Origin of the sequence: Hasllibacter sp. MH4015, from assembly GCF_020177575.1 — a bacterium.
In the GTDB taxonomy this organism is placed as follows: Bacteria; Pseudomonadota; Alphaproteobacteria; order Rhodobacterales; family Rhodobacteraceae; genus Gymnodinialimonas.
On sequence record NZ_JAHTBK010000001.1, the window covers coordinates 1,358,898 to 1,377,817 of the forward strand.

At 64.7% G+C, this 18,920-nt stretch carries 23 protein-coding genes; 7 read left to right on the forward strand and 16 right to left on the reverse strand.

Annotated features, from left to right (window positions below):
- Positions 1-73: 73 nt before the first annotated feature.
- Both KUW62_RS07125 and KUW62_RS07130 read left to right on the forward strand, forming a co-directional pair.
- Entirely contained in the window at positions 74-1,153 is a 1,080-nt protein-coding gene (locus tag KUW62_RS07125) for a tartrate dehydrogenase (protein WP_224814804.1), read from the forward strand.
- On the forward strand, positions 1,154-2,044 hold the full coding sequence (locus tag KUW62_RS07130; RefSeq protein ID WP_224814805.1) for an alpha/beta fold hydrolase: 891 nt from the start codon (positions 1,154-1,156) through the stop codon (positions 2,042-2,044).
- A gap of 9 nt (positions 2,045-2,053) precedes the next feature.
- On the opposite strand, the gene KUW62_RS07135 is transcribed toward KUW62_RS07130, so the two are convergent.
- From KUW62_RS07135 to dctP, 13 genes are all read right to left on the reverse strand, one after another.
- Entirely contained in the window at positions 2,054-3,391 is a 1,338-nt protein-coding gene (locus KUW62_RS07135) for a branched-chain amino acid ABC transporter permease (protein ID WP_224814806.1), read from the reverse strand.
- Positions 3,388-4,398: a branched-chain amino acid ABC transporter permease gene (locus KUW62_RS07140; RefSeq protein WP_224814807.1), complete on the reverse strand. Its 1,011-nt coding sequence runs from the start codon at positions 4,396-4,398 to the stop codon at positions 3,388-3,390. Before KUW62_RS07140 ends, KUW62_RS07135 begins: the two co-directional genes overlap by 4 nt.
- Before the next feature lie 93 nt (positions 4,399-4,491).
- The gene (locus KUW62_RS07145; RefSeq protein ID WP_224814808.1) at positions 4,492-4,869 is read right to left on the reverse strand and encodes a hypothetical protein; all 378 of its coding nucleotides are present in this window, start codon (positions 4,867-4,869) and stop codon (positions 4,492-4,494) included.
- Positions 4,866-5,270 (reverse strand): hypothetical protein, encoded by a 405-nt coding sequence (locus tag KUW62_RS07150; RefSeq protein WP_224814809.1) that lies wholly within the window; start codon positions 5,268-5,270, stop codon positions 4,866-4,868. The genes KUW62_RS07145 and KUW62_RS07150 overlap by 4 nt, the downstream gene beginning before the upstream one ends.
- Positions 5,271-5,316: 46 nt before the next feature.
- Positions 5,317-5,685 carry a hypothetical protein gene (locus KUW62_RS07155; protein WP_224814810.1) on the reverse strand — a complete coding sequence of 123 codons (369 nt, stop codon included), beginning with the start codon at positions 5,683-5,685 and terminating at the stop codon, positions 5,317-5,319.
- Positions 5,682-6,110 carry a hypothetical protein gene (locus KUW62_RS07160; RefSeq protein ID WP_224814811.1) on the reverse strand — a complete coding sequence of 143 codons (429 nt, stop codon included), beginning with the start codon at positions 6,108-6,110 and terminating at the stop codon, positions 5,682-5,684. The genes KUW62_RS07155 and KUW62_RS07160 overlap by 4 nt, the downstream gene beginning before the upstream one ends.
- Positions 6,111-6,944 carry an ABC transporter ATP-binding protein gene (locus KUW62_RS07165; RefSeq protein ID WP_224814812.1) on the reverse strand — a complete coding sequence of 278 codons (834 nt, stop codon included), beginning with the start codon at positions 6,942-6,944 and terminating at the stop codon, positions 6,111-6,113.
- Complete coding sequence (locus tag KUW62_RS07170; protein ID WP_224814813.1) at positions 6,941-7,516, reverse strand: hypothetical protein; 576 nt, start codon at positions 7,514-7,516, stop codon at positions 6,941-6,943. Before KUW62_RS07170 ends, KUW62_RS07165 begins: the two co-directional genes overlap by 4 nt.
- Positions 7,513-8,301, reverse strand: a complete 789-nt coding sequence (locus tag KUW62_RS07175) for an ABC transporter ATP-binding protein (protein ID WP_224814814.1) — start codon at positions 8,299-8,301, stop codon at positions 7,513-7,515. The genes KUW62_RS07170 and KUW62_RS07175 overlap by 4 nt, the downstream gene beginning before the upstream one ends.
- A gap of 97 nt (positions 8,302-8,398) precedes the next feature.
- A complete protein-coding gene (locus tag KUW62_RS07180; protein WP_224814815.1) occupies positions 8,399-9,595 on the reverse strand; it encodes an ABC transporter substrate-binding protein in 1,197 nt (398 codons plus the stop codon).
- A gap of 92 nt (positions 9,596-9,687) precedes the next feature.
- Entirely contained in the window at positions 9,688-11,085 is a 1,398-nt protein-coding gene (locus tag KUW62_RS07185; protein ID WP_370632920.1) for a TRAP transporter large permease, read from the reverse strand.
- A 174-nt stretch (positions 11,086-11,259) separates the two neighbouring features.
- Positions 11,260-11,898: a TRAP transporter small permease subunit gene (locus tag KUW62_RS07190; protein ID WP_224814816.1), complete on the reverse strand. Its 639-nt coding sequence runs from the start codon at positions 11,896-11,898 to the stop codon at positions 11,260-11,262.
- A 42-nt stretch (positions 11,899-11,940) separates the two neighbouring features.
- Positions 11,941-12,951 carry a TRAP transporter substrate-binding protein DctP gene (dctP, locus tag KUW62_RS07195; RefSeq protein WP_224814817.1) on the reverse strand — a complete coding sequence of 337 codons (1,011 nt, stop codon included), beginning with the start codon at positions 12,949-12,951 and terminating at the stop codon, positions 11,941-11,943.
- 205 nt (positions 12,952-13,156) lie between these two features.
- Between dctP and KUW62_RS07200 the strand changes: the two genes are divergently transcribed.
- Genes KUW62_RS07200 through der form a run of 4 tightly spaced genes read left to right on the forward strand, consistent with a single transcriptional unit; the run spans position 13,157 to position 16,888 of the window.
- Positions 13,157-13,918, forward strand: coding sequence for an HpcH/HpaI aldolase/citrate lyase family protein (locus KUW62_RS07200; protein WP_224814818.1), 762 nt, complete (start codon positions 13,157-13,159; stop codon positions 13,916-13,918).
- The gene (locus KUW62_RS07205) at positions 13,912-14,955 is read left to right on the forward strand and encodes a hypothetical protein (RefSeq protein WP_224814819.1); all 1,044 of its coding nucleotides are present in this window, start codon (positions 13,912-13,914) and stop codon (positions 14,953-14,955) included. The genes KUW62_RS07200 and KUW62_RS07205 overlap by 7 nt, the downstream gene beginning before the upstream one ends.
- A complete protein-coding gene (locus KUW62_RS07210; protein ID WP_224814820.1) occupies positions 14,948-15,403 on the forward strand; it encodes a YaiI/YqxD family protein in 456 nt (151 codons plus the stop codon). Before KUW62_RS07205 ends, KUW62_RS07210 begins: the two co-directional genes overlap by 8 nt.
- A 45-nt stretch (positions 15,404-15,448) precedes the next feature.
- Complete coding sequence (gene der / locus KUW62_RS07215) at positions 15,449-16,888, forward strand: ribosome biogenesis GTPase Der (RefSeq protein WP_224814821.1); 1,440 nt, start codon at positions 15,449-15,451, stop codon at positions 16,886-16,888.
- A gap of 116 nt (positions 16,889-17,004) precedes the next feature.
- Here der and grxD read toward each other — a convergent pair whose 3' ends face one another.
- The 3 genes from grxD to KUW62_RS07230 all read right to left on the reverse strand — a co-directional run bounded on the left by grxD (position 17,005) and on the right by KUW62_RS07230 (position 17,992).
- The gene (gene grxD, locus KUW62_RS07220; protein ID WP_224814822.1) at positions 17,005-17,364 is read right to left on the reverse strand and encodes a Grx4 family monothiol glutaredoxin; all 360 of its coding nucleotides are present in this window, start codon (positions 17,362-17,364) and stop codon (positions 17,005-17,007) included.
- 131 nt (positions 17,365-17,495) lie between these two features.
- Positions 17,496-17,759, reverse strand: coding sequence for a hypothetical protein (locus KUW62_RS07225; RefSeq protein ID WP_224814823.1), 264 nt, complete (start codon positions 17,757-17,759; stop codon positions 17,496-17,498).
- On the reverse strand, positions 17,756-17,992 hold the full coding sequence (locus KUW62_RS07230; RefSeq protein WP_224814824.1) for a BolA/IbaG family iron-sulfur metabolism protein: 237 nt from the start codon (positions 17,990-17,992) through the stop codon (positions 17,756-17,758). Before KUW62_RS07230 ends, KUW62_RS07225 begins: the two co-directional genes overlap by 4 nt.
- Before the next feature lie 141 nt (positions 17,993-18,133).
- Here KUW62_RS07230 and KUW62_RS07235 point away from each other — a divergent pair, with 141 nt between their 5' ends.
- Positions 18,134-18,916, forward strand: coding sequence for an EAL domain-containing protein (locus KUW62_RS07235; RefSeq protein ID WP_224814825.1), 783 nt, complete (start codon positions 18,134-18,136; stop codon positions 18,914-18,916).
- Positions 18,917-18,920 lie beyond the last annotated feature (4 nt).

Here is an 18,920-nt window from a genome sequence, read left to right on the forward strand (position 1 = left end):
CGGGGCGCGACCGTCCCGGTTGCCTGACCTCGACGTCTGGCCTAGGCAGGTCGGGCCCAAAAGGAAGACACCCATGTCGAAAAACAGCTGGAAAATCGCCGTCATCCCCGGTGACGGGATCGGGAAGGAGACGACGCGAGAAGGCGTTCGCGTTCTGGAGGCGGCCGCGAAACGGTTCGACCTGGGGTTCGATTTCACCGATCACGACTTCGCTTCGGCCGACTATTATGCGCAGCACGGGCAGATGATGCCCGATAACTGGAAGGATCACCTTGGCGGCAGCGACGCGCTGTTCTTCGGGGCGGTCGGATGGCCGGATGTCGTGCCTGACCACATCTCGCTTTGGGGATCGCTGATCCAGTTTCGCCGCGAATTCGACCAATATGTCAGCCTGCGCCCCGCGCGCGCCATGCCTGGCGTTCCGCTGCCCTTGGCGGGTCGCGCACCCGGCGACATCGACATGATGATCGTGCGCGAGAATACCGAGGGTGAATATTCGTCCATCGGGGGCAAGATGTTCCCCGGCACGGACCGGGAAATCGTGGTGCAGGAAACGGTGATGAGCCGGATCGGCGTGGACCGCATCCTGAAATACGCCTTCGATCTGGCGGCCAAGCGCGGTAAGCACCTGACATCGGCCACGAAGTCCAACGGGATCTCCATCACGATGCCCTATTGGGACGAGAGGGTGGCCGAGATGGCGACGCACTATCCCGACATCAAGGTCGACAAGTACCACATTGATATTCTGACGGCACAATTCGTCCTCCACCCGGATTGGTTCGACGTCGTGGTTGCCTCCAACCTCTTTGGCGACATCCTTTCGGACCTTGGCCCTGCTTGCACCGGAACCATCGGGATTGCGCCGTCGGGCAACATCAACCCGGAGGGAAAATTCCCCTCCCTCTTCGAGCCGGTCCATGGCTCCGCCCCGGACATCGCTGGCAAGGGTATCGCCAATCCGGTCGGGCAGATCTGGGCCGCGGCGATGATGCTGGAACATCTGGGCGCGCAGGAGGCCAGCGCGTCGATTGTCACCGCCATCGAGCGTGTGTTGGCGGAGGAGGACTTGCGCACGGGCGATCTTGGCGGGCGCGCCGACACGAAAACCTGCGGCGCGGCGATTGCGGACGCCGTGCTGGACGGGGCCTGAATGGCCGCGTCTGCGTTTCTTGAGGGCTTTGACGTCCAGCGGGTTCAGCTGCCCGACCTCTCCATCAATTATGCCAGCGCGGGGGCGGGGCCGCCGATCTTGCTTCTGCACGGTCATCCGCAGACCCACGTGGTCTGGCGCAAGGTCGCGCCGCGTCTGGTGGAGGCCGGGTATCAGGTGATCGCGCCGGACCTGAGGGGATATGGCGACAGCGACAAACCGCAGAGTGATCCGTCACACCGTCCCTATTCCAAAAGGGTGATGGCCACCGATCAGATCGCCCTGATGCAGCATCTGGGCCTTGAGCGGATTTCGGTCGTCGGCCATGACCGCGGCGGGCGCGTGGCGCATCGGATGGCGCTTGACCACCCGGATGCGGTCGAGCGGCTGATCGTGCTGGATATCGCGCCCACGCGCACGATGTACGAGCGCACCAACCAGGAATTCGCGACGCGCTATTTCTGGTGGTTCTTCCTGATTCAGCCCGATGGCCTGCCCGAGAAGATGATCGCGTCGGACCCGGAATACTTCCTGCGCAGGCATATCGCGGGGCAGGTGAAGATCGAAGGATCGGTGGAGGAGGCGGCGATCGCCGAATACCTGCGCTGTTACCGTGATCCGGCGACGTTGCATGCGATTTGCGAGGATTACCGGGCGGCGGCGAGCATTGATCTGGAACACGACCGGGACGATGAGGATCGTCGCGTCACCGCACCGCTCCTCGCCATCTGGGGGGCGCGCGGCGTTGTGGGGGAGCTTTACGATGTCATGGCGACCTGGAGGGAGAAGGCGGACGATGTGTCCGGCCTCGCCCTGCCATGCGGTCATGCGATCCCCGAGGAAGCCCCAGAGGATCTGACGGCGCACATCCTCACCTTCATGTCGCGGTGATCGTCGCGCTTACCGTTCCGGGATCAGGCCGCGGGGACTGAACCGCAGGACCAGAAGCAGGATGATCCCCATTGTCAGAAGCCGCATATGGGCCGCTGAATCGAGAAGGTGTTCGCGCAGGAAGGCGCCTTCCTCCATCCCCGCGGTCAGCCCTTGTAGGAGCAGGAGGCCAAGCGGTTCGACCTGCACCCAGAGCCACCAGATCAGGAAGCCGCCCAGAACCGCGCCCCAATTGTTGCCCGATCCGCCCACGATCACCATCACCCAGATCAGGAAAGTGAAGCGCAGGGGTTGGTAGGTGCCGGGGACAAGCTGGCTGTCGAGGGTGGTCATCATCGCGCCCGCCAGCCCGCAAACGGCGGAGCCGAGGATGAAGATCTGCAAATGGCGCGCCTTCACGTCCTTGCCCATGGCGGATGCCGAGACCTCGTTGTCGCGGATCGCGCGCATCATGCGGCCCCAGGGCGAATTCCACGCCTTTTCGACCAGCCAGATCAGCACTCCGAGCACGACGATGAAGAGGCCCGCATAGGCGAGTTTCACGGTGATGGTCGACGCGCTGACCGGATCGGCCCCGAGGGAATTGGCGAAGTTGAGGAAGCTTTCGGAGGCCTGTAGATCAACCTCATAAGGGACGGGGCGGGGGATGCCGGTGACGTTCTTGACGCCACGGGCCAGCCAATCCTCGTTCTTGAGGATGGCGATGATGATCTCGGCGATGCCGAGGGTGGCGATGGCGAGGTAATCGGACCGCAGGCCCAGGGCGGTCTTGCCGATGATCCACGCCGCTCCGGCAGCCAGAAGCCCGCCCACGGGCCAGGCAAGGACCACCGGCAGGCCGAGGCCGCCAAGAAAACCGGTCGAGGCGGGCTCGTAGGCTTCGACCGCTTCGACGCCCGGTCCGATGACCGCGCGGTAGATCGCGAAGCCGCCGATCAGGATGACGAGGATGGCGAGCATCCGAAGACGGCCGGCGGGCAATCTGGAATAGGCGAGGATGGCGGCGAGGATGGTAGCCGCGCCCAGGACAAGGCCCAGAAGGATGCGCGGGCCGCCCAGGGCCCACGCCTCCGGCACCGGGTCGGAGGAGACGAGGACGGCGGCAAGACCGCCCAGGGCCACAAAGCCCATAACGCCCACGTTGAACAGGCCCGCATAGCCCCATTGCATGTTCACACCCAGCGCCATGATGGCCGAGATCAGGCCCATGTTGAAAATCGTGAGCGCGGTGTTCCACGATTGCACGAAGCCCGTGCCGACGAACAGCAGCGCCACCAACGCGAAGAGCAGGATGTTCTTGGCGTTGATGGAGGAGGCGGGGGTCTGGGTATTGGCCGCGTCGCTCATACCGATTTCCCCTTCATGATGCCGGTGGGTTTGAACAGGAGCACGATCAGGAGGATGCCGAAGGACACGGCGAATTTGTAATCGGTGCTGAGCAATTGCAGGAGCCCCTCGGGCTGCCAATCCTCCGGCCCGAGATAGCCCACGACCTTGCGGAAGGCGTAGGTCACGCCGACCTCGGAAAACGCGATGAGAAAGCCGCCGAGGATTGCGCCGAGCGGGTTGCCGAGCCCGCCCACGATGGCCGAGGCGAAGATCGGCAGGAGCAGCTGGAAGTAGGTGAAGGGTTTGAATGACTTGTCGAGGCCGTAAAGCACACCCGCCGTGGTCGCCAGCGCCGCCACGATGATCCACGTGATGAGCACGACCCGTTCGGGGTTGATGCCTGATAATAGCGCCAGATCCTCGTTATCGGAAAAGGCGCGCATCGACTTGCCGGTGCGGGTGCGGTTGAGGAACCAGAACAGCAGGACCACGGCGATGATGGCGACGACGATGGTGATGCCTTGGGTGGTCCGGAACGCAAGACCCTCCTCAAGCCCCGTCATCTCGCGAAAGTCCCGTGCGCCGATGATGAACCGCTCCCCATCCGCAAAACGCTGGTCGTCGACGCCGATCAGGAAGCGGACGATGCCGTTCATGATGAACATCACGCCGAGCGAGGCGATCACGAAGATCACCGGCTTGGCCTTCTGGGTGCGGTAGAAGCGATAGACGGTGGCATCCGTCCCGATCGCCAGCAGGGCCGTGGCCGCGATGCCGAAGGGCAGGGCCAGAAGCGCCGTGGGCAGGGGGCCGAACCCGATGCCTGCGGCCTGGAATCCCCATGTCACGAAAATCGTGACCATGGTGCCGAAAGCCATCGTGTCGCCATGGGCGAAGTTGGAGAACCGCAAAATCCCGTAGATCAGGGTCACGCCAAGAGCGCCGAGCGCCAGTTGCGCGCCGTAGGCCGTGGCGGGGATGATGACGAAATTCGCCAATGCGACGATGGCGTTCAGGACGTCCACGCGATGTCTCCCTTGGTCGGTAACGCGCCTTGTGGCGGCGCTTGAAAATCAGGTCTAGCGAAGGGGCTTTGGCTTGGCCAGTGGGTCATGGGGTCATTGCACGGCGCAGGTGCCGAAAAGCGTCGTCGTGCGCGCGGGGCCGTCATAGCCGTGGATCGACAGAAGCGCGCGGCCATCCTCGATTATCGTCAGAAGCTCTCCCAAGGCGGCGTCGCCGGCCCCGGCATAGGCGGCGGGCAGCGTGCCCTGGCGGGTGAGGCGTTCGACAGGGTGATCGCCCGCGGGGGAGGTCAGGAACAATTGCCCCTCGTGATCGGCGGCGATCACTTCGTAACGGTCGTCGACGGCGTGGCAATCGAGGTTCTGGCACAGGACGGTCATCCGGCAATTCCACGGCTCCGCCGCCACCGGCGCCGCGAGAAACGCGAGGGCCAGCACGATGGGGCGCGGATCGGGGCGGGCGAGACTCACGATGCCTCGCAGGTTCCGATGCCCGTGACGGTGCGCGTTGCGGCCTGGGGCTGGTGGCCTGTGACGACCACTCGTCCGGTGCTGTCGAATGTCACCATCTGCGTCGATTGCGCGCGTTCGTTGCGGTAAAGCAGGCTGCGCACATGGACCGGTTCAAGGGCATCTTCAGCCGGTGGCAAATCCGCGATCAATTCGTAGGCATTCGGCAGATCCGCGTTCCAGTTGACCTGCCAATCCTCCTCTCCCTCGACGATCGTGATGACCTGATCCCAGTCCCGGCACGCACCGGTGTCGGGGCACAGGATGCTGAGGAGGCAGGTCCAATTCAGCGTTCCCTCCTGCGCCGGGGCCGCGAAGGGCAGAAGGCAAAGGGGCAGGGCCGTGAGGATGCGGCGGGTCATGGGCGTCCCTTCAAGTCTTGGGCCGGATGGTGTCGGCTGGTGCGGGTCATGCGGCGGGTTCGCAGATGCCGAAGAATGACACCGATTGGATCGTGTCACCCGCAAGGATATCTTGCTGCGTCATCACCGCCTGTCCGCTGGCCGTGACGGACAAAAGGATCGTGGCATCGGGGGCCGTATCGAAGACCAGCGCCATGGCGGGCGGCGCGACGTTCGAAAGTGGTGTGCCAAGGATCGTGCGCCCGTCCGACACGAAGCTTAGCCCGCCATCGGTAACATCGAACCGGAACGGAACGCCCGCGTGGTCCTGGCAATCGGTTAGGGGGCTGCAAATCGTGGTGAAGCGGCAGTCGAGGCCCGTGGCCTGTGCCTGCCCGGGCGTGAACAGCAAAACCGCGAGAGCGAGGGCCTTCATGCGGGGGCCTCGAAGCAGGTCAGCCGGAAGTGACGGGGGCTGAGGGCGGGTTGGCCCGGGGCCGGTTCCGCGATCTGGACATGAAGGTGAAAGCGCCGCGCCGCGCCCTCCGCCGGGGCATCGGTCAGGAAGCTGCGGCGGTGATTGTCGAGCGCGGGCAGCGGCAGGGCCGCGTCAAGCGTCGGGTAATGGTCGATCATATCCAGGGTTTCTTCATCGGGGCGACCCATACGGGTCGCCTCGGGCGTGATGCGGATCACAAGCTCCCCCAATGCAGGGATACGGGTGCAATGGCCATCGGCGTCACAGGCGGCATCCATGGTGCATAGTCCGGAATAGGTGTCGGACAGCGGCTCATCATCAAGCGCGGCCAGGACGGGGCCGCAGGCGAGCATCGCAATGGAGAGGACCGCGATACGCGCCATTCAACCGCCCAGGAAGCTCTTGCGGACCTCCGGATCGGCCAGAAGCTCCTTCCCTGTGCCGGTATAGCCGTTGCGCCCCTGCACGAGGACATAGCCCTTGTCGGCGATTTCCAACGCTTGGCGGGCGTTCTGTTCAACCATCAATATCGGAATACCGGTTCGCGACACTTCGATGATCCGGTCGAAAAGTTCGTCCATCACGATGGGGGAGACACCCGCCGTTGGCTCATCAAGCATCAAAACCTTCGGTTTTGTCATGAGCGCGCGGCCCACGGCGACCTGCTGGCGTTGACCACCGCTGAGCTCCCCGGCGGCCTGTTTGCGCTTGTCGCGCAGGATTGGGAAAAGGTCATAGACCTGCTCCATCGTGGTGCGGATGTCATCGCGGCGGATGAAGGCGCCCATCTCCAGGTTTTCCTCCACGCTCATGGAGGTGAAGATGTTGGAGGTCTGCGGCACGAACCCCATGCCCTTGGCGACGCGTGCCTGGGGCGAAAGCTCTGAGATATCCTCCCCATCTAGCACGACGCGCCCCTCGCGCAGGTTGAGCATGCCGAAGACGGCCTTCATCGCGGTGGATTTCCCGGCGCCGTTCGGTCCGACGATCACCGCGATCTCGCCGGGATTAACGGCGATGGTGCAGGCATGCAGGATATCCGCGCCCGAGCCGTAGCCGCCGGTCATAGCCTCCCCGATCAAGAACGCCTCCGCCGCCTCCGCTACACGCGCCGCACCGCCGGAGCGCACCGGTTCCGCGGTGCCGACGCCGTGGGAATGGCCCAAGGACCGGTCCTTGTTGCCGCGGTCATTCTGGTAGGGATTGGTCTGGGTCATTCGGCCACCTGAATGTTGGAAAGGAAGCGGGCGTGAAGTTCCCGATGGCGGTCGGTATAGGCGCGCGCCCCGATGTCGAGCGTCACGAATTGCGCGACCGACTGGTCCAGAAGGACGATCGTGTTGGAATAGACGATGGGCGTGCCGTCGACCACGCCGGAATAGACGAAATTCGGCCGCGAGGTGGCGCTGACATCAAGCGTCCCCCGTTCGAGGATCGGGATCGTCCCGGGCGAAGTGCCGGTGGATTGCGACAGGATCTGGAGCGCGCTTTGCTGCATGGAGGCGATGGTCAGCCCGTCCTGGGAGCCCAGCGGCTCGATCACGGCGACGGCCTGGATCGCTTCGGGCGTGACGTAATAGGCGGTGACATCGGCATTGTCGCCTTGGGGCGTCAGCGTGAATTGGGGGGAATTGCCGCAAAAGCGGAACGGGCCCGAGACGACGGGGCAGGGCGCGGCGGGTTGCGCGCCATCCGCGGCCACGTCATCGCCGTCCTTCGGCACAAGCTGCGCGGTCAGGGGCGAGGCAAGCACCCCCAGAAGCAGCAGGAGCGACAGGCGGCGGATCAAGCGGTTTCCTCCAACTTGTCCTTGTTTTTCAAGCCGGTACCCAGATATGCCTCGATCACCGCGTCATTGGCCTTGATCTCGGCCAACGTGCCCTCGGCAAGGACGCGGCCTTCGGCCATGCAGATGACGGGGCCACAGAGGCGACCGATGAAATCCATGTCGTGTTCAATGACGCAGAAGGTGTAGCCCCGCTCCTCGTTGAGGCGGATGATCGCGTCGCCGATCGTGTTGAGAAGCGTCCGGTTCACGCCCGCGCCGACCTCATCAAGGAAGACCATCTTGGCGTCGACCATCATGGTTCGGCCAAGCTCCAAGAGCTTCTTCTGACCGCCCGAAACCGCGCCTGCGGGGTGGTCGGCGAGATGCGAAATGGTAAGGAGTTCAAGGACTTCATCGGCCTTTGCGCGCAAGGCCCGCTCCTCCTCCGCGATGCGTTTGCGCCCGAACCACGTGTTCCACAGGCTTTCCCCGGTCTGGCCATCGGGGACCATCATCAGGTTCTCGCGGCAGGTCATGGAGGAGAATTCGTGGGCGATCTGGAAGGTCCGCAAAAGGCCCTTGGCGAACAATTGGTGTGGCTTGAGGCCGGTTATATCCTCGCCATCCATCGTGACACGACCGGAGGTTGGTTCAAGAACGCCCGCGATCACATTGAAAAGCGTGGTTTTTCCCGCGCCGTTCGGGCCGATGAGACCGGTGATCGAGCCGGTTTCTATCTTGAGCGACGCGCCGTCGACGGCGTGGAAACCGCCGAAATGCTTGTGGAGGTCGTGGACTTCAATCATGTGCGCCCCTTGGTGCGACGATCCTCGGGCTGCCCCCGGAAGGAAAAAGAGCAGCCCGGCGCGATGACCGGGCTGCCCTATATCAATGGTAGATCAATTAACGGTAACCTGCGACCGTCAGCTCACCACCGGAGATCTCGATCTCGCGGTAATTGCCGGCGCTCTCACCGCCACCGATCAGTTCCACGGCGGAGGCACCGACGTAGTCGATGTCTTCGCCATTGGCGATCATCTCCAGCGCCATGCCAAGCTGACCCGGAAGGATCTCCGTGCCCGGCGCGTTGGCGACGTTCATGACCTCGCCCATGTAATCGGCGGGGTTGCGCGATCCGGCGGCGGCCATGGCGAGCATGATCAGCGCGGCGGCGTCATAGCTTTCCGCCGAGAAGGGGGACGTGCCATCGAAGCCGGCCTCGTCTGCCATGCCCTGATAGATGCCTGCACCTTCACTGTCGGTACCGGGGTTCTGGCCGAAGGAGCCGTCGATGTCGGAGCCGAAATTGTCGACCAGCGCCTGGGAGACCATGCCGTCGGGGAAGACGAAGGTGTCAAACGCGCCGGTGTCCAAAGCGGCCTGGATCACGCCGGAGCCGCCCTGGTCCACGTAGCCCGCCACGACCAGTGCGTCGCCACCGGCAGATGCCAGCGCGCCGACTTCAGCGGAGTAATCCGCGCGACCGTCTTCGTGGGCCGCGGAAAGGGTGACGGTGCCGCCCGCTTCCTCGAACGCGGCGGAGAACGCATCGGCCAGACCTTGACCGTAATCGTTGTTGGTATAGGTCAGTGCGACGGTGTCGATGCCGCGTTCCATGATGATCTCGGCCATCACGACGCCCTGGCGCGCATCCGACGGCGCGGTGCGGAAGAACAGACCGTTATCCTCAGCCGTGGAGAGGCCGGGGGAGGTGGCCGACGGCGAGATCATCACCATGCCGTTCGGAACGGCCACGTTGGCGAGGATCGAGCCGGTGACACCGGAGCAATCGGCGCCGACGATGCCATGCACGCCATCGGAGGTTATGAGACGCTCGGCGGCGGCCTGGGCGGCGGAAGAGTCAACGCAGGTGGAATCCGCGCGCACGGAGGTTACGGACGCCCCGTCGAACAGCATGCCGCTTTCGGTGACTTCGGCCATCGCCAGTTCCGCGCCGTCGCCCATGGCGGGCGTGATCGATTCAATCGGGCCGGTGAAGCCGAGGATGACCCCGAGCGTCACGTCGCCCTGGTGGCCATCGGCGGCGGCCACACCGGTCAGCGCCATGGTCGCGGCGGATGCCAGCAAAAACTTCTTCATATTATTTCTCCCTGTGTGAGGACACGTTGGTCCTTGGTGTGGCGGAGATTACCCGCCTGATTTGCAAAGGGGAAGGGGCCGCTTACGCCACGTCAGATCAGGCTTGGCAGCCACAGGACGATGCCCGGAAAGGCGATCAGGACGGCGACCGTGGCGACATCGGCGGCGAAGAATGGCGTGGCCCCTTTGAAGACGTCCTGCACGCCGATGGGCAGGTTGCTGTCCTTGGCGACACCGGCCACCACGAAGCAGTTCAGGCCGATGGGGGGCGTGATCAGGCACAGCTCCGCCATCTTCACCACGATGATGCCGAACCAGATCGCGCATTCCTCCGCTGTCATGCCGAAGGCGGAGGCCTCGCGCGTGACATCGGGGCCGCCGTTGAGCGCGATGATCGCGGGAAACGTCACGGGCAGGGTCAGGATCAGCATCCCGATCGCATCCATGAACATGCCAAGCACGACATAGACCAGAAGGATGCAAAGAAGGATCACGTAGGGCGAGAATTCCAGCCCCGCGATCAGGTCGGCCACCGTGTTGGGCAGATCCGCGTAACCCAGGAAGCGCACGAAGATCAGCACGCCCCAGATCATCGCGAAGATCATCGCGGTCAGCTTCGCCGCTTCCATCAGTGCGGTCTTGGCCTGATCCCATTTCATGCCTTTGAGGACCGCGATCACGAGAACCACGAAGGCGCCAAGGGCACCGGCCTCCGTCGGCGTGGCCCAGGCGCCGTCTTCGCCGCGATAATAGATCGAGAAGATGATGATGAAGATCACGAAGATGATCGGCAGCGTGCCGGGCAGGGCGGACAGGCGTTGGCCCCATGTGAAGCCACGCACCGGGGGGCCGAGTGCGGGGTTGCGCCATGCCATGCCGGTGACAAGACCCGCGTAGATCAGTGCGGAGACGAAGCCCGGAATAAAGCCCGCCAGCAGAAGTTTGCCCACGCTTTGTTCCACGATGATCGCGTAGATGACCAGGATCGCCGAGGGCGGGATCAGGGAGGCGAGGGTGCCGCCCGCGGCCACGACACCGGCGGCGAAGGCCTTGTCGTAGCCTTCTTTCAGCATTTCGGGGATCGCGATGCGCGCAAAGACGGCGGAGGTGGCGACGGATGCGCCCGAGACGGCGGCAAAGCCCGCGGTTGCGAACACGGTGGAGACGGCCAGGCCCCCCGGCAGCCAGCCCACCCAACGCTTCGCCGCCTCGAACAGTGATTTGGTCAGGCCCGCGTAATAGGCGAGGTAGCCGATCAGGATGAAGGTGGGGATCAGCGACAGCTCGTAGCCCGAGGATTTGGAATGCGGCACCTGGCCCGCGGTCAGAAGCGCGGTGCTGAGGCCCCGGTCGAAGCCCTGCCGCGCCATGAAGAACGCGCAAAGGCCCAGGATGCCCACGAAGGCGGCGGCAAAGGCCACGCGCACGCCGATCAGGACCAGCACCAAGAGCAGGCCGCACAGCCAGAGAGACACGGTGAAGATATCCACTCCGTCCATGAGCGCGCGCATGTCGATCAGGCTATCCATTGCGAGCCGCTCCGCCCGTTGCGATGTCGGATTGCGTCTGCTTGGGCCAAGGACGTGCCGATCCGATGGCCATGCGCGCGGCCCGATCGGCGGGCCGAGGCCCGGTTTCCGTGTTCGTGGGATACGCGAAATACGTCATTGGCCCCCCTCGCGTCCGCTGACGGTTTCCGCTTCGCGCGCGGCGATGGCCATGGGATCTTCGGGCAAAGGCACGCCTGCGGGGCGCTCCTGCCCGGTGACGAGGGCGCGGGAATAGATGATGAGCTGGATGATGAGCCGCAGGGTCAGGATGCCGAAGGAGACCGGCACGATCAGTTTCGCGGGCCAGAGCGGCAGGGCAATGTCGATGGAGCTGTCGCGCGACCAGAGCGGGCGGGACAGATCGAAGGAGCGGTCGAAATGCTGCCACGCGCCGTAGATCAGCCCGATGGTGAGGATCAGCATGAAGAGGGTCGACAGCCATTCGGCCAGCCACAGCACCCGGCCCTTCATGCGCATCACGAGGATGTCCATGCGGATATGTCCGCCTTCGCGCTGGCAATAGCTGAGCCCGAAGAAGGCGAAGACGACCATGAATTGCTGAATCCAGTCCACGTAGCCATAGACCGGCGCGTTGAAAAGCTTGCGGCCCACCACATGCACGACCGCCAGGACAACGAGCGCCAGGATCGTGGCGCCGCCGAGCAGGTTCAACCGCGCTTCCAGCCAAAGCAGCGCACGGTCAAGGCGCGACGCTGTGCCGTCGTCGGTCAGGACGTTGGAGGTTTGGGCCATGGTGAAGTGGGGCGCCCCGAAGCGGGCGGCGCCCCGATTGCCTTATTCGCTGCGCGCGGCTTCGAGGGTCGAGACGACCAGATCATAAAGCTCCTGCGCGGGCAGGCCTTGCGCGGACATGTCGGCGATCCATGCGTCGTGGATGCCCTGGGCATTGTCCTGCATCGCGGCGATGGTTTCCTCCGGCACGGACACACGTTCCACGCCACGCTCCTCCAGCACGCCATCCCAACGCTCGATCAGTTCGGCGTAATTGGCCAGGTAATGCTCGATGGCGGCATCGACCGCTCCGTCGAGGGCGGCGCGATGGTCGTCGGGCAGCGCCTCGTAGGCGTCGATATTGACCACGACGGGGCAGTTCACCGTGCCGGGATTGAGGTTGGCGGTCCACCAATCGGCGATGTCGATGGTCCCGAAGCTCAGATGCGCGTGCTGCGCGAAGGCCACGGCGTCGACCGTCCCGCCTTCCATGGCCTGATAGGCCTCGGTCGCGGTGACGGACGTGGGCACGGCACCGACGGAGGCGAAGATCTCACCCAGGCCGCCCGTGGCGCGCACGCGCATGCCGTCGAATTCCGCCACCGTGTCGCGGGGATCGCCGGTGCCGACGAGGTTGTATTGCGGCATGGGCGAGGTCATCAGCATCATCGCGTTCCACTGCGCCATCTCGTCCGCCACGGCTGGGTGGTCGTAGACCGCGTGGGACACGGCGACCTCTTCCTCAAGGTTGCTCACGCCGAGGAACGGCAGTTCCAGCACGGTGATCGCGCGGTTCTTGTCGCGGTGATAACCCGCGCAGAACTGCGCCATCTCGAACGCACCGATGGAGATCCCATCGAGGTTCTCGCGGTTATTCGACAACCCGCCATAGGAGATGTTGAGGGTGAATTCGCCATCGGTCGCCTCGGCCACCGCATCGGCGAGGTGGTGAATGTGTTCGGTGAACGCGCGGCGCTGCCCCCAGACGGAGACGTTCCATTCGGTCGCGGCCGCCTCGGCCACGAAGGCGAACGACAGCACACCGGCGATGGCGGTGGTGGTCAGATGTTTCATGGTGTCCTCCCAGACAATGGGGGGCCGTCGTGTCGGTTGCGGCCCCTTCTGGGGCGAACACTAGCCGTCCGCGTTGCGCGCTGCCAAGGGGGCAGGCGCAATTACATCTGTGGGTTGTGGATGGGTCCGGAGCGTGACGGCTTGCGAAGGCGGAGGGTTTCGGTGGAAATGGGCGCAACGGATCGGACCCGGGGGAGGATCGCAGATGGCCGCACCACACAACACCTTGAAGGCCGCATTGGCGGAGGGCCGGGTGCAGCGCGGCCTGTGGCTGAACCTGCCCGGACCCGTCCCGGCGGAGATCGCGGGGGCGGCGGGGTTCGACTGGTGCCTGATCGACGGGGAGCATGGGCCCTGGGACCCGACCGGCATCCGAGACCAGCTGATCGCGTTGGCCGCCACCGGCACGCAGGCGGTGGTCCGGGTTCCGGTGGCGGAGGACTGGATTATCAAGCAGGCGCTGGACCTGGGCGCGCAGACACTGCTGATCCCGATGATCAACTCCGCCGAGGAGGCCCGCGCCGTCGTGCGCGCCTGCCGCTATCCGCCCCAGGGGGTGCGGGGCATGGGCGCGATGGTGGCACGCGCTGGCGGATATGGCGCCACAGAACGGTATGCCGCGACGGCCAATGACCAGATCTGCATCCTCGTGCAGGCTGAAAGCCGTGCGGCGATGGACGATCTGGCGGAGATCACGGCGGTGGACGGCGTGGACGGTGTCTTCATCGGCCCCGCCGATCTGGGGGCCGATATGGGATACCGCGACGACCTGGCGAACCCCGACCTCTGGACCGCCGTGGGCGCGGGGATCGAGACGATCCGCGCGGGCGGCAAGGCGCCCGGGATCATCGTGTCGGGCGCGGAGGCGGAGGCCAAGATGCTGGAACTTGGCGTCACCTTCCTGGGCTGCGGATCGGATGCGAGCCTGTTGCACAAGGCCCTGAGCGCCCTGGCCCGTCCATGCTGATCGACCTCAAACATGGCGATGCCCACGCGGTGTTCGACATGGAGGCGGGCAATATCCCGGTCTGGACCATCGGCGGGCGTTCCCCGCTGCATGTCGCGCCGTGGCGGGACGAACCGGAGGTGCAGGACGATCCGAACGTGGCGGATGTGGACAAGCGGCTGGCGGGCGATTTCTTCTGCATGCCGTTCGGGCGCGACGATGTGCATGGCCACCCGATCCACGGCCCCACGGCAAATGCCCCGTGGCTGATGCTGAACGCGGAAGGTAGCAAGGGGGTTTTCGCCAACACCCTGCCCAAGATGGGCGATGCGGTGGTCGCCAAGGAAATCCGGTTGGTCGGCGAAAGCCTTCTGCAACGCCACATCATCGACAAGGGGCGGGGAGACGTGACCTTCGCCCATCACCCGATGGTGCGGATGGAAGAAGGGGGCCGCCTGTCCTTCAGCCGCAAGCGCGCCGCGATGACCGACCCGGTGGCACAGCATGCGGGCCACAACCTCTGGGCGCTGAACCAGGTGCGGGGCGATCTGAATCTCGATTGCGAGGATGGGGGGCAGTGGGATTTGCGGACCTATCCCGCGGGCCATGTGGTGGAGGATTTCTGCACTCTCGTGGAATCGCGGGACAACACGCTCGGCTGGACCTGCGTGATGCGCAATGCCGAGGCTGACATGCTGTTGGTCCTGAAGGACCCGGCAATGATGCCGGTGACGATGCTGTGGATTTCCAACGGCGCGCGGGATTTTCCGCCGTGGAACAGCCGCCACACAGGCGTGCTGGGGATCGAGGATGGGCGCGCCCTGGGCGGGCAGGGCCTTGCGGCGGCCGCGCGGGACAACCGGCTCAGCGCGATGGATGTCCCGACCGTCCTGCCCCTGGGCGAGGTTCACGTGATCCGCCATGCCATGGTGTCCCTGCCGCGCCCGCCCGGCTGGTCGGAGCTGTCAGCCGTGGTCCTGTCGCGCGGGACGCTGACCTTGCGCGAAGCCTCCGGCGCCGAGATCGCCGTGCCATTCCCGGAGGGACATTTTGACTGAGCGCCAGATCCTCGTCGATGCCGATGCCTGTCCGGTGAAAGAGGAAATCTACAAGGCTGCGTGGCGCCACGAAATCCCCGTGCGGCTGGTGGCCGGAAGCTATTTGCGCCACCCAGAGCACCCGCTGATCACCATGGAGATGGCGGGCGATGCCTTCGATGCCGCCGATGATGTGATCGAGGCGGCGGCGGGTCCCGGATCGCTGGTCATCACCGCCGATATCCTGCTGGCCGAACGCTGCCTCGGGAAGGGGGCCGCGGTCCTCAACCACAAGGGCCAGCCCTTCACCGCCAATTCCATCGGCACGCAAGTGGCCACGCGCGCGATCATGGCCGATATCCGCGCCGGTCTGGACGGGCAGGGGATCGGCGGGCAGAAGCCGTTCTCCAAGGCCGACCGGTCCGCCTTTTCCAACGCGCTGGAGACGGCACTGAGGCGCTTGAACTAGGGACGCGAAGGGCGTAGAGCCGCCGCTTCTGCTAAAGGTGCAATCATGTCCTTCACTCTCGCCATCGTGGGCCGTCCCAATGTCGGCAAATCGACGCTGTTCAACCGGCTTGTGGGGCGCAAGCTGGCGCTGGTCGACGATCAGCCCGGCGTCACGCGCGACCTGCGCGAGGGCGAGGCGCGGCTGGCGGACCTGCGGTTCACGGTGATTGACACGGCGGGCCTTGAGGATGCCAGCGACGACAGCCTCCAGGGCCGGATGCGGCGGCTGACCGAACGCGCGGTGGCCATGGCCGATGCGACGCTGTTCGTGATCGACGCGCGCGCGGGCGTGACGGCCAATGATGAATTGTTTGCCGACATCTTGCGCAAGTCCGGACGCCCGGTCCTTCTGGCCGCCAACAAGGCGGAGGGAAATGCCGGGCAATCGGGGATGCTGGAGGCGTTCAGCCTGGGCCTGGGGGAGCCCATCGGGGTGAGCGCCGAGCACGGCGAAGGCATGGCGGACCTTGCCCTGGCCCTGCGCCCGCTGATCGAGGCCGCTGACCCGGCGGAGGAGGCCGAGGCGGATGTGGATGTGGAAGATGAAGAGCGCCTGATAACGCCTTTAAAACCCTTGCAGATCGCCGTTGTCGGCCGGCCCAACGCGGGCAAATCCACCCTGATCAACCAGATCATCGGAGAGGATCGCCTGCTGACCGGACCCGAGGCCGGGATCACGCGCGACGCCATCGGGCTGAGCTTCGACTGGGACGGCGTGCCGATGCGCATCTTCGACACGGCCGGTATGCGCAAGCGCGCCAAGGTGCAGGAGAAGTTGGAGAAGCTCAGCGTGTCCGACGGCTTGCGCGCGGTGAAATTCGCCGAAGTGGTCGTGGTTCTGCTCGACGCCGCCATCCCGTTCGAAAGCCAGGATTTGCGCATCGCGGACCTGGCGGAGCGGGAGGGGCGCGCGGTGGTCGTGGCCGTCAACAAATGGGACCTGGAGCCGGAAAAGCAGCAAAAGCTGAAAGACCTGCGTAACGGGTTCGAGAAACTGCTCCCGCAATTGCGCGGCGCGCCACTGGTCACGGTGTCGGCCAAGACGGGCAAAGGCCTCGACCGGCTGCACGGCGCGATCGTGAAGGCCCATGAGACGTGGAATGCCCGGATTTCGACCGCGCGCCTGAACCAGTGGCTGAGCGCGATGGTGGAGGCGCACCCGCCCCCCGCGCCCGGCGGGCGGCGCATCAAGCTGCGCTACATGACCCAGGCCAAGACCCGGCCGCCGGGCTTCGTGGTGATGTGTTCCCACCCCCAGAACCTGCCGGAGGCCTATTCCCGCTATCTGGTCAACGGGTTACGGGAGGATTTCAACCTGCCCGGCACGCCGATCCGGCTCTGGATGCGCAGCCAATCCGAGGACAACCCCTACAAGAACCGGAAAAAGTCGATCCCGTCCCGGCTCAACAAGCACGTCAAGAAGGGCGCCACGAAGAAAAGCTGACGCGGCTCGGGGACTGTGCGCGCCTGTCTTCCATGTGCCAGAAATATCCCGGGGGAGCGCGAGGGGGCAGTGCCCCCTCGCATCGGTCGGCCCGGCGAAAGCCGGGGCGAAATCTTTCAGGCGTTGGCTTCGCGGATTTTATCCGCCGCGTCCTTGTCGAAGGTCACGCCGTTCTCCGCGAACATCGCGTCCAATTCGCCCGACAGCGTCATCTCCGTGATGATGTCGCAGCCGCCCACGAATTCGCCCTTCACGTAGAGCTGCGGGATCGTCGGCCAGTCGGAGAAATCCTTGATGCCCTGCCGGATTTCCTCATCGGCCAGCACGTTCACATCGGCAAAATCGACGCCCATGTAATTCAGCACCCCCGCCACGCGGGAGGAGAAGCCGCATTGGGGCATTTCCTTGGTGCCCTTCATGAACAGCACCACGTCATTGCCGGTGATAGTCTCTTTGATCTGGTCTTCAGCGCTCATGGGGCGGGATCCTTTGATCGTCTTTTCGAATGAGAATGGGGCGCAACTGCTGCCGCACCGGGCGGAATGCGAGGGCGAGGGGACCGAGAAACGCGATGAAGGCGCCGTGTAGGAAGGATTTCATGGGAGGCTCACTTTCTGTTTCCGGGCATCATGGCGCGCGCGTAGTGCTGCGGGTCCCGAGTGACGCGGACCACGCGGCCTGCGGCATCCTCGTTCCCCGAGCCGAAAAACGCGGTCCGTTCCTTGGCATAGACGAGCGTGTCGCCGTGGCCGGGTTCGGTGCCGCGGGGTGTACGGGTCCGGTGGGGCGACGTGTGGTGCCGGATGATTGCGACCACGCCGAGTACCGTGATCGTCACAAGCCCGATCGTGATCCATCCGGCCACGGTCATTCCGGCGCTTTCGTGGTCAACGCCAAAGCGTGCAATTCACCGGCGGAGCCGTCCATCTTGCCCTTGAGCGCCGCATAGACCGCGCGTTGCTGCTGGACGCGGTTCTTGCCGCGGAAGCTCTCATCCACGACCTGTGCCGCGAAATGCGCCCCGTCGTCGCCTTCGACCGTGATCTGGGCGTTGGGAAAGTCCTCGCGGATCAGATCCTCAATCTGGCGGGCGGTGATGGGCATTCCGGCGGCTCCTTGATCCTGTTCGAAAGATAGGGGGGGTGAACGGTCGCCGCAAGTCGATCCGGCGCCTTTCGGAAATGGCTTCTTAACGACTTGGCGCTATCCGGTTCCGGACCGGACCCGTCATGTAAGGAGGCTTCGATGACATGTATGCGCTGTTCCGAGATTGGGCGCTTCCGGTTTCCCCACAAGATCACCATGGCTTTCCAGCCGATCGTCGATGTCGCGGCGCGCACGATCTTCGCACACGAGGCGCTTGTGCGCGGGGTCGATGGCACGGGGGCGGCGCGCCTGATGGCCGATCTGACGGAGGACACGAAGTATCACTTCGACCAGACCTGCCGGGCGACGGCGATCCGGCTGGCGGCGCAATTGGGCGTGGAGCGTGTGTCGATCAACTTCATGCCGAACGCCGTCTATGATCCGGCCACCTGCATTCGCAAGACCCTCGACGTAGCGGAGCGCCATGGATACGATCTGGGGCGTATTATTTTCGAGCTGACCGAACAGGAGGTCGTGCGCGACCCCGAGCACCTCAAGCGGATCGTCACGGAATACAAGAAACGGGGTTTCATGACCGCGATCGACGATTTCGGCGCGGGCTATGCCGGGCTTGGCCTGCTTGCGGATTTGCAGCCCGATATCCTGAAACTGGACAGGTCGCTGATTTCCCAGATCGACACGGATGTCACGCGGAGCGCCATCGTGCAGGGCATCGCCGAGACGGCGCGGCGGCTTGGGATCACCGTCCTCGCCGAGGGGATCGAACGGGAGGAGGAGGCGCACACGCTTCACGACATCGGCATTGTCCTGCAACAGGGATATTTCTACGCGCGCCCGCAATTCGAGGCGGTCACGACGCTGGCGGACATCGCCATTCCCGATTTCAAAGATGCGCGGACGGACGCCCGACCGGAGGTGTGAGCGC

Bases quoted from the DNA above. Each gene is read 5' to 3' on its own strand.
- KUW62_RS07125 (WP_224814804.1), top strand. From the start codon at position 74: ATGTCGAAAAACAGCTGGAAAATCGCCGTCATCCCCGGTGACGGGATC.
- KUW62_RS07130 (WP_224814805.1), top strand. From the start codon at position 1,154: ATGGCCGCGTCTGCGTTTCTTGAGGGCTTTGACGTCCAGCGGGTTCAG.
- KUW62_RS07135 (WP_224814806.1), bottom strand. From the start codon at position 3,391: ATGAGCGACGCGGCCAATACCCAGACCCCCGCCTCCTCCATCAACGCC.
- KUW62_RS07150 (WP_224814809.1), bottom strand. From the start codon at position 5,270: ATGACCCGCCGCATCCTCACGGCCCTGCCCCTTTGCCTTCTGCCCTTC.
- KUW62_RS07155 (WP_224814810.1), bottom strand. From the start codon at position 5,685: ATGAAGGCCCTCGCTCTCGCGGTTTTGCTGTTCACGCCCGGGCAGGCA.
- KUW62_RS07160 (WP_224814811.1), bottom strand. From the start codon at position 6,110: ATGGCGCGTATCGCGGTCCTCTCCATTGCGATGCTCGCCTGCGGCCCC.
- KUW62_RS07165 (WP_224814812.1), bottom strand. From the start codon at position 6,944: ATGACCCAGACCAATCCCTACCAGAATGACCGCGGCAACAAGGACCGG.
- KUW62_RS07175 (WP_224814814.1), bottom strand. From the start codon at position 8,301: ATGATTGAAGTCCACGACCTCCACAAGCATTTCGGCGGTTTCCACGCC.
- KUW62_RS07180 (WP_224814815.1), bottom strand. From the start codon at position 9,595: ATGAAGAAGTTTTTGCTGGCATCCGCCGCGACCATGGCGCTGACCGGT.
- KUW62_RS07190 (WP_224814816.1), bottom strand. From the start codon at position 11,898: ATGGCCCAAACCTCCAACGTCCTGACCGACGACGGCACAGCGTCGCGC.
- dctP (WP_224814817.1), bottom strand. From the start codon at position 12,951: ATGAAACATCTGACCACCACCGCCATCGCCGGTGTGCTGTCGTTCGCC.
- KUW62_RS07200 (WP_224814818.1), top strand. From the start codon at position 13,157: ATGGCCGCACCACACAACACCTTGAAGGCCGCATTGGCGGAGGGCCGG.
- KUW62_RS07205 (WP_224814819.1), top strand. From the start codon at position 13,912: ATGCTGATCGACCTCAAACATGGCGATGCCCACGCGGTGTTCGACATG.
- der (WP_224814821.1), top strand. From the start codon at position 15,449: ATGTCCTTCACTCTCGCCATCGTGGGCCGTCCCAATGTCGGCAAATCG.
- grxD (WP_224814822.1), bottom strand. From the start codon at position 17,364: ATGAGCGCTGAAGACCAGATCAAAGAGACTATCACCGGCAATGACGTG.
- KUW62_RS07225 (WP_224814823.1), bottom strand. From the start codon at position 17,759: ATGACCGTGGCCGGATGGATCACGATCGGGCTTGTGACGATCACGGTA.
- KUW62_RS07230 (WP_224814824.1), bottom strand. From the start codon at position 17,992: ATGCCCATCACCGCCCGCCAGATTGAGGATCTGATCCGCGAGGACTTT.
- KUW62_RS07235 (WP_224814825.1), top strand. From the start codon at position 18,134: ATGACATGTATGCGCTGTTCCGAGATTGGGCGCTTCCGGTTTCCCCAC.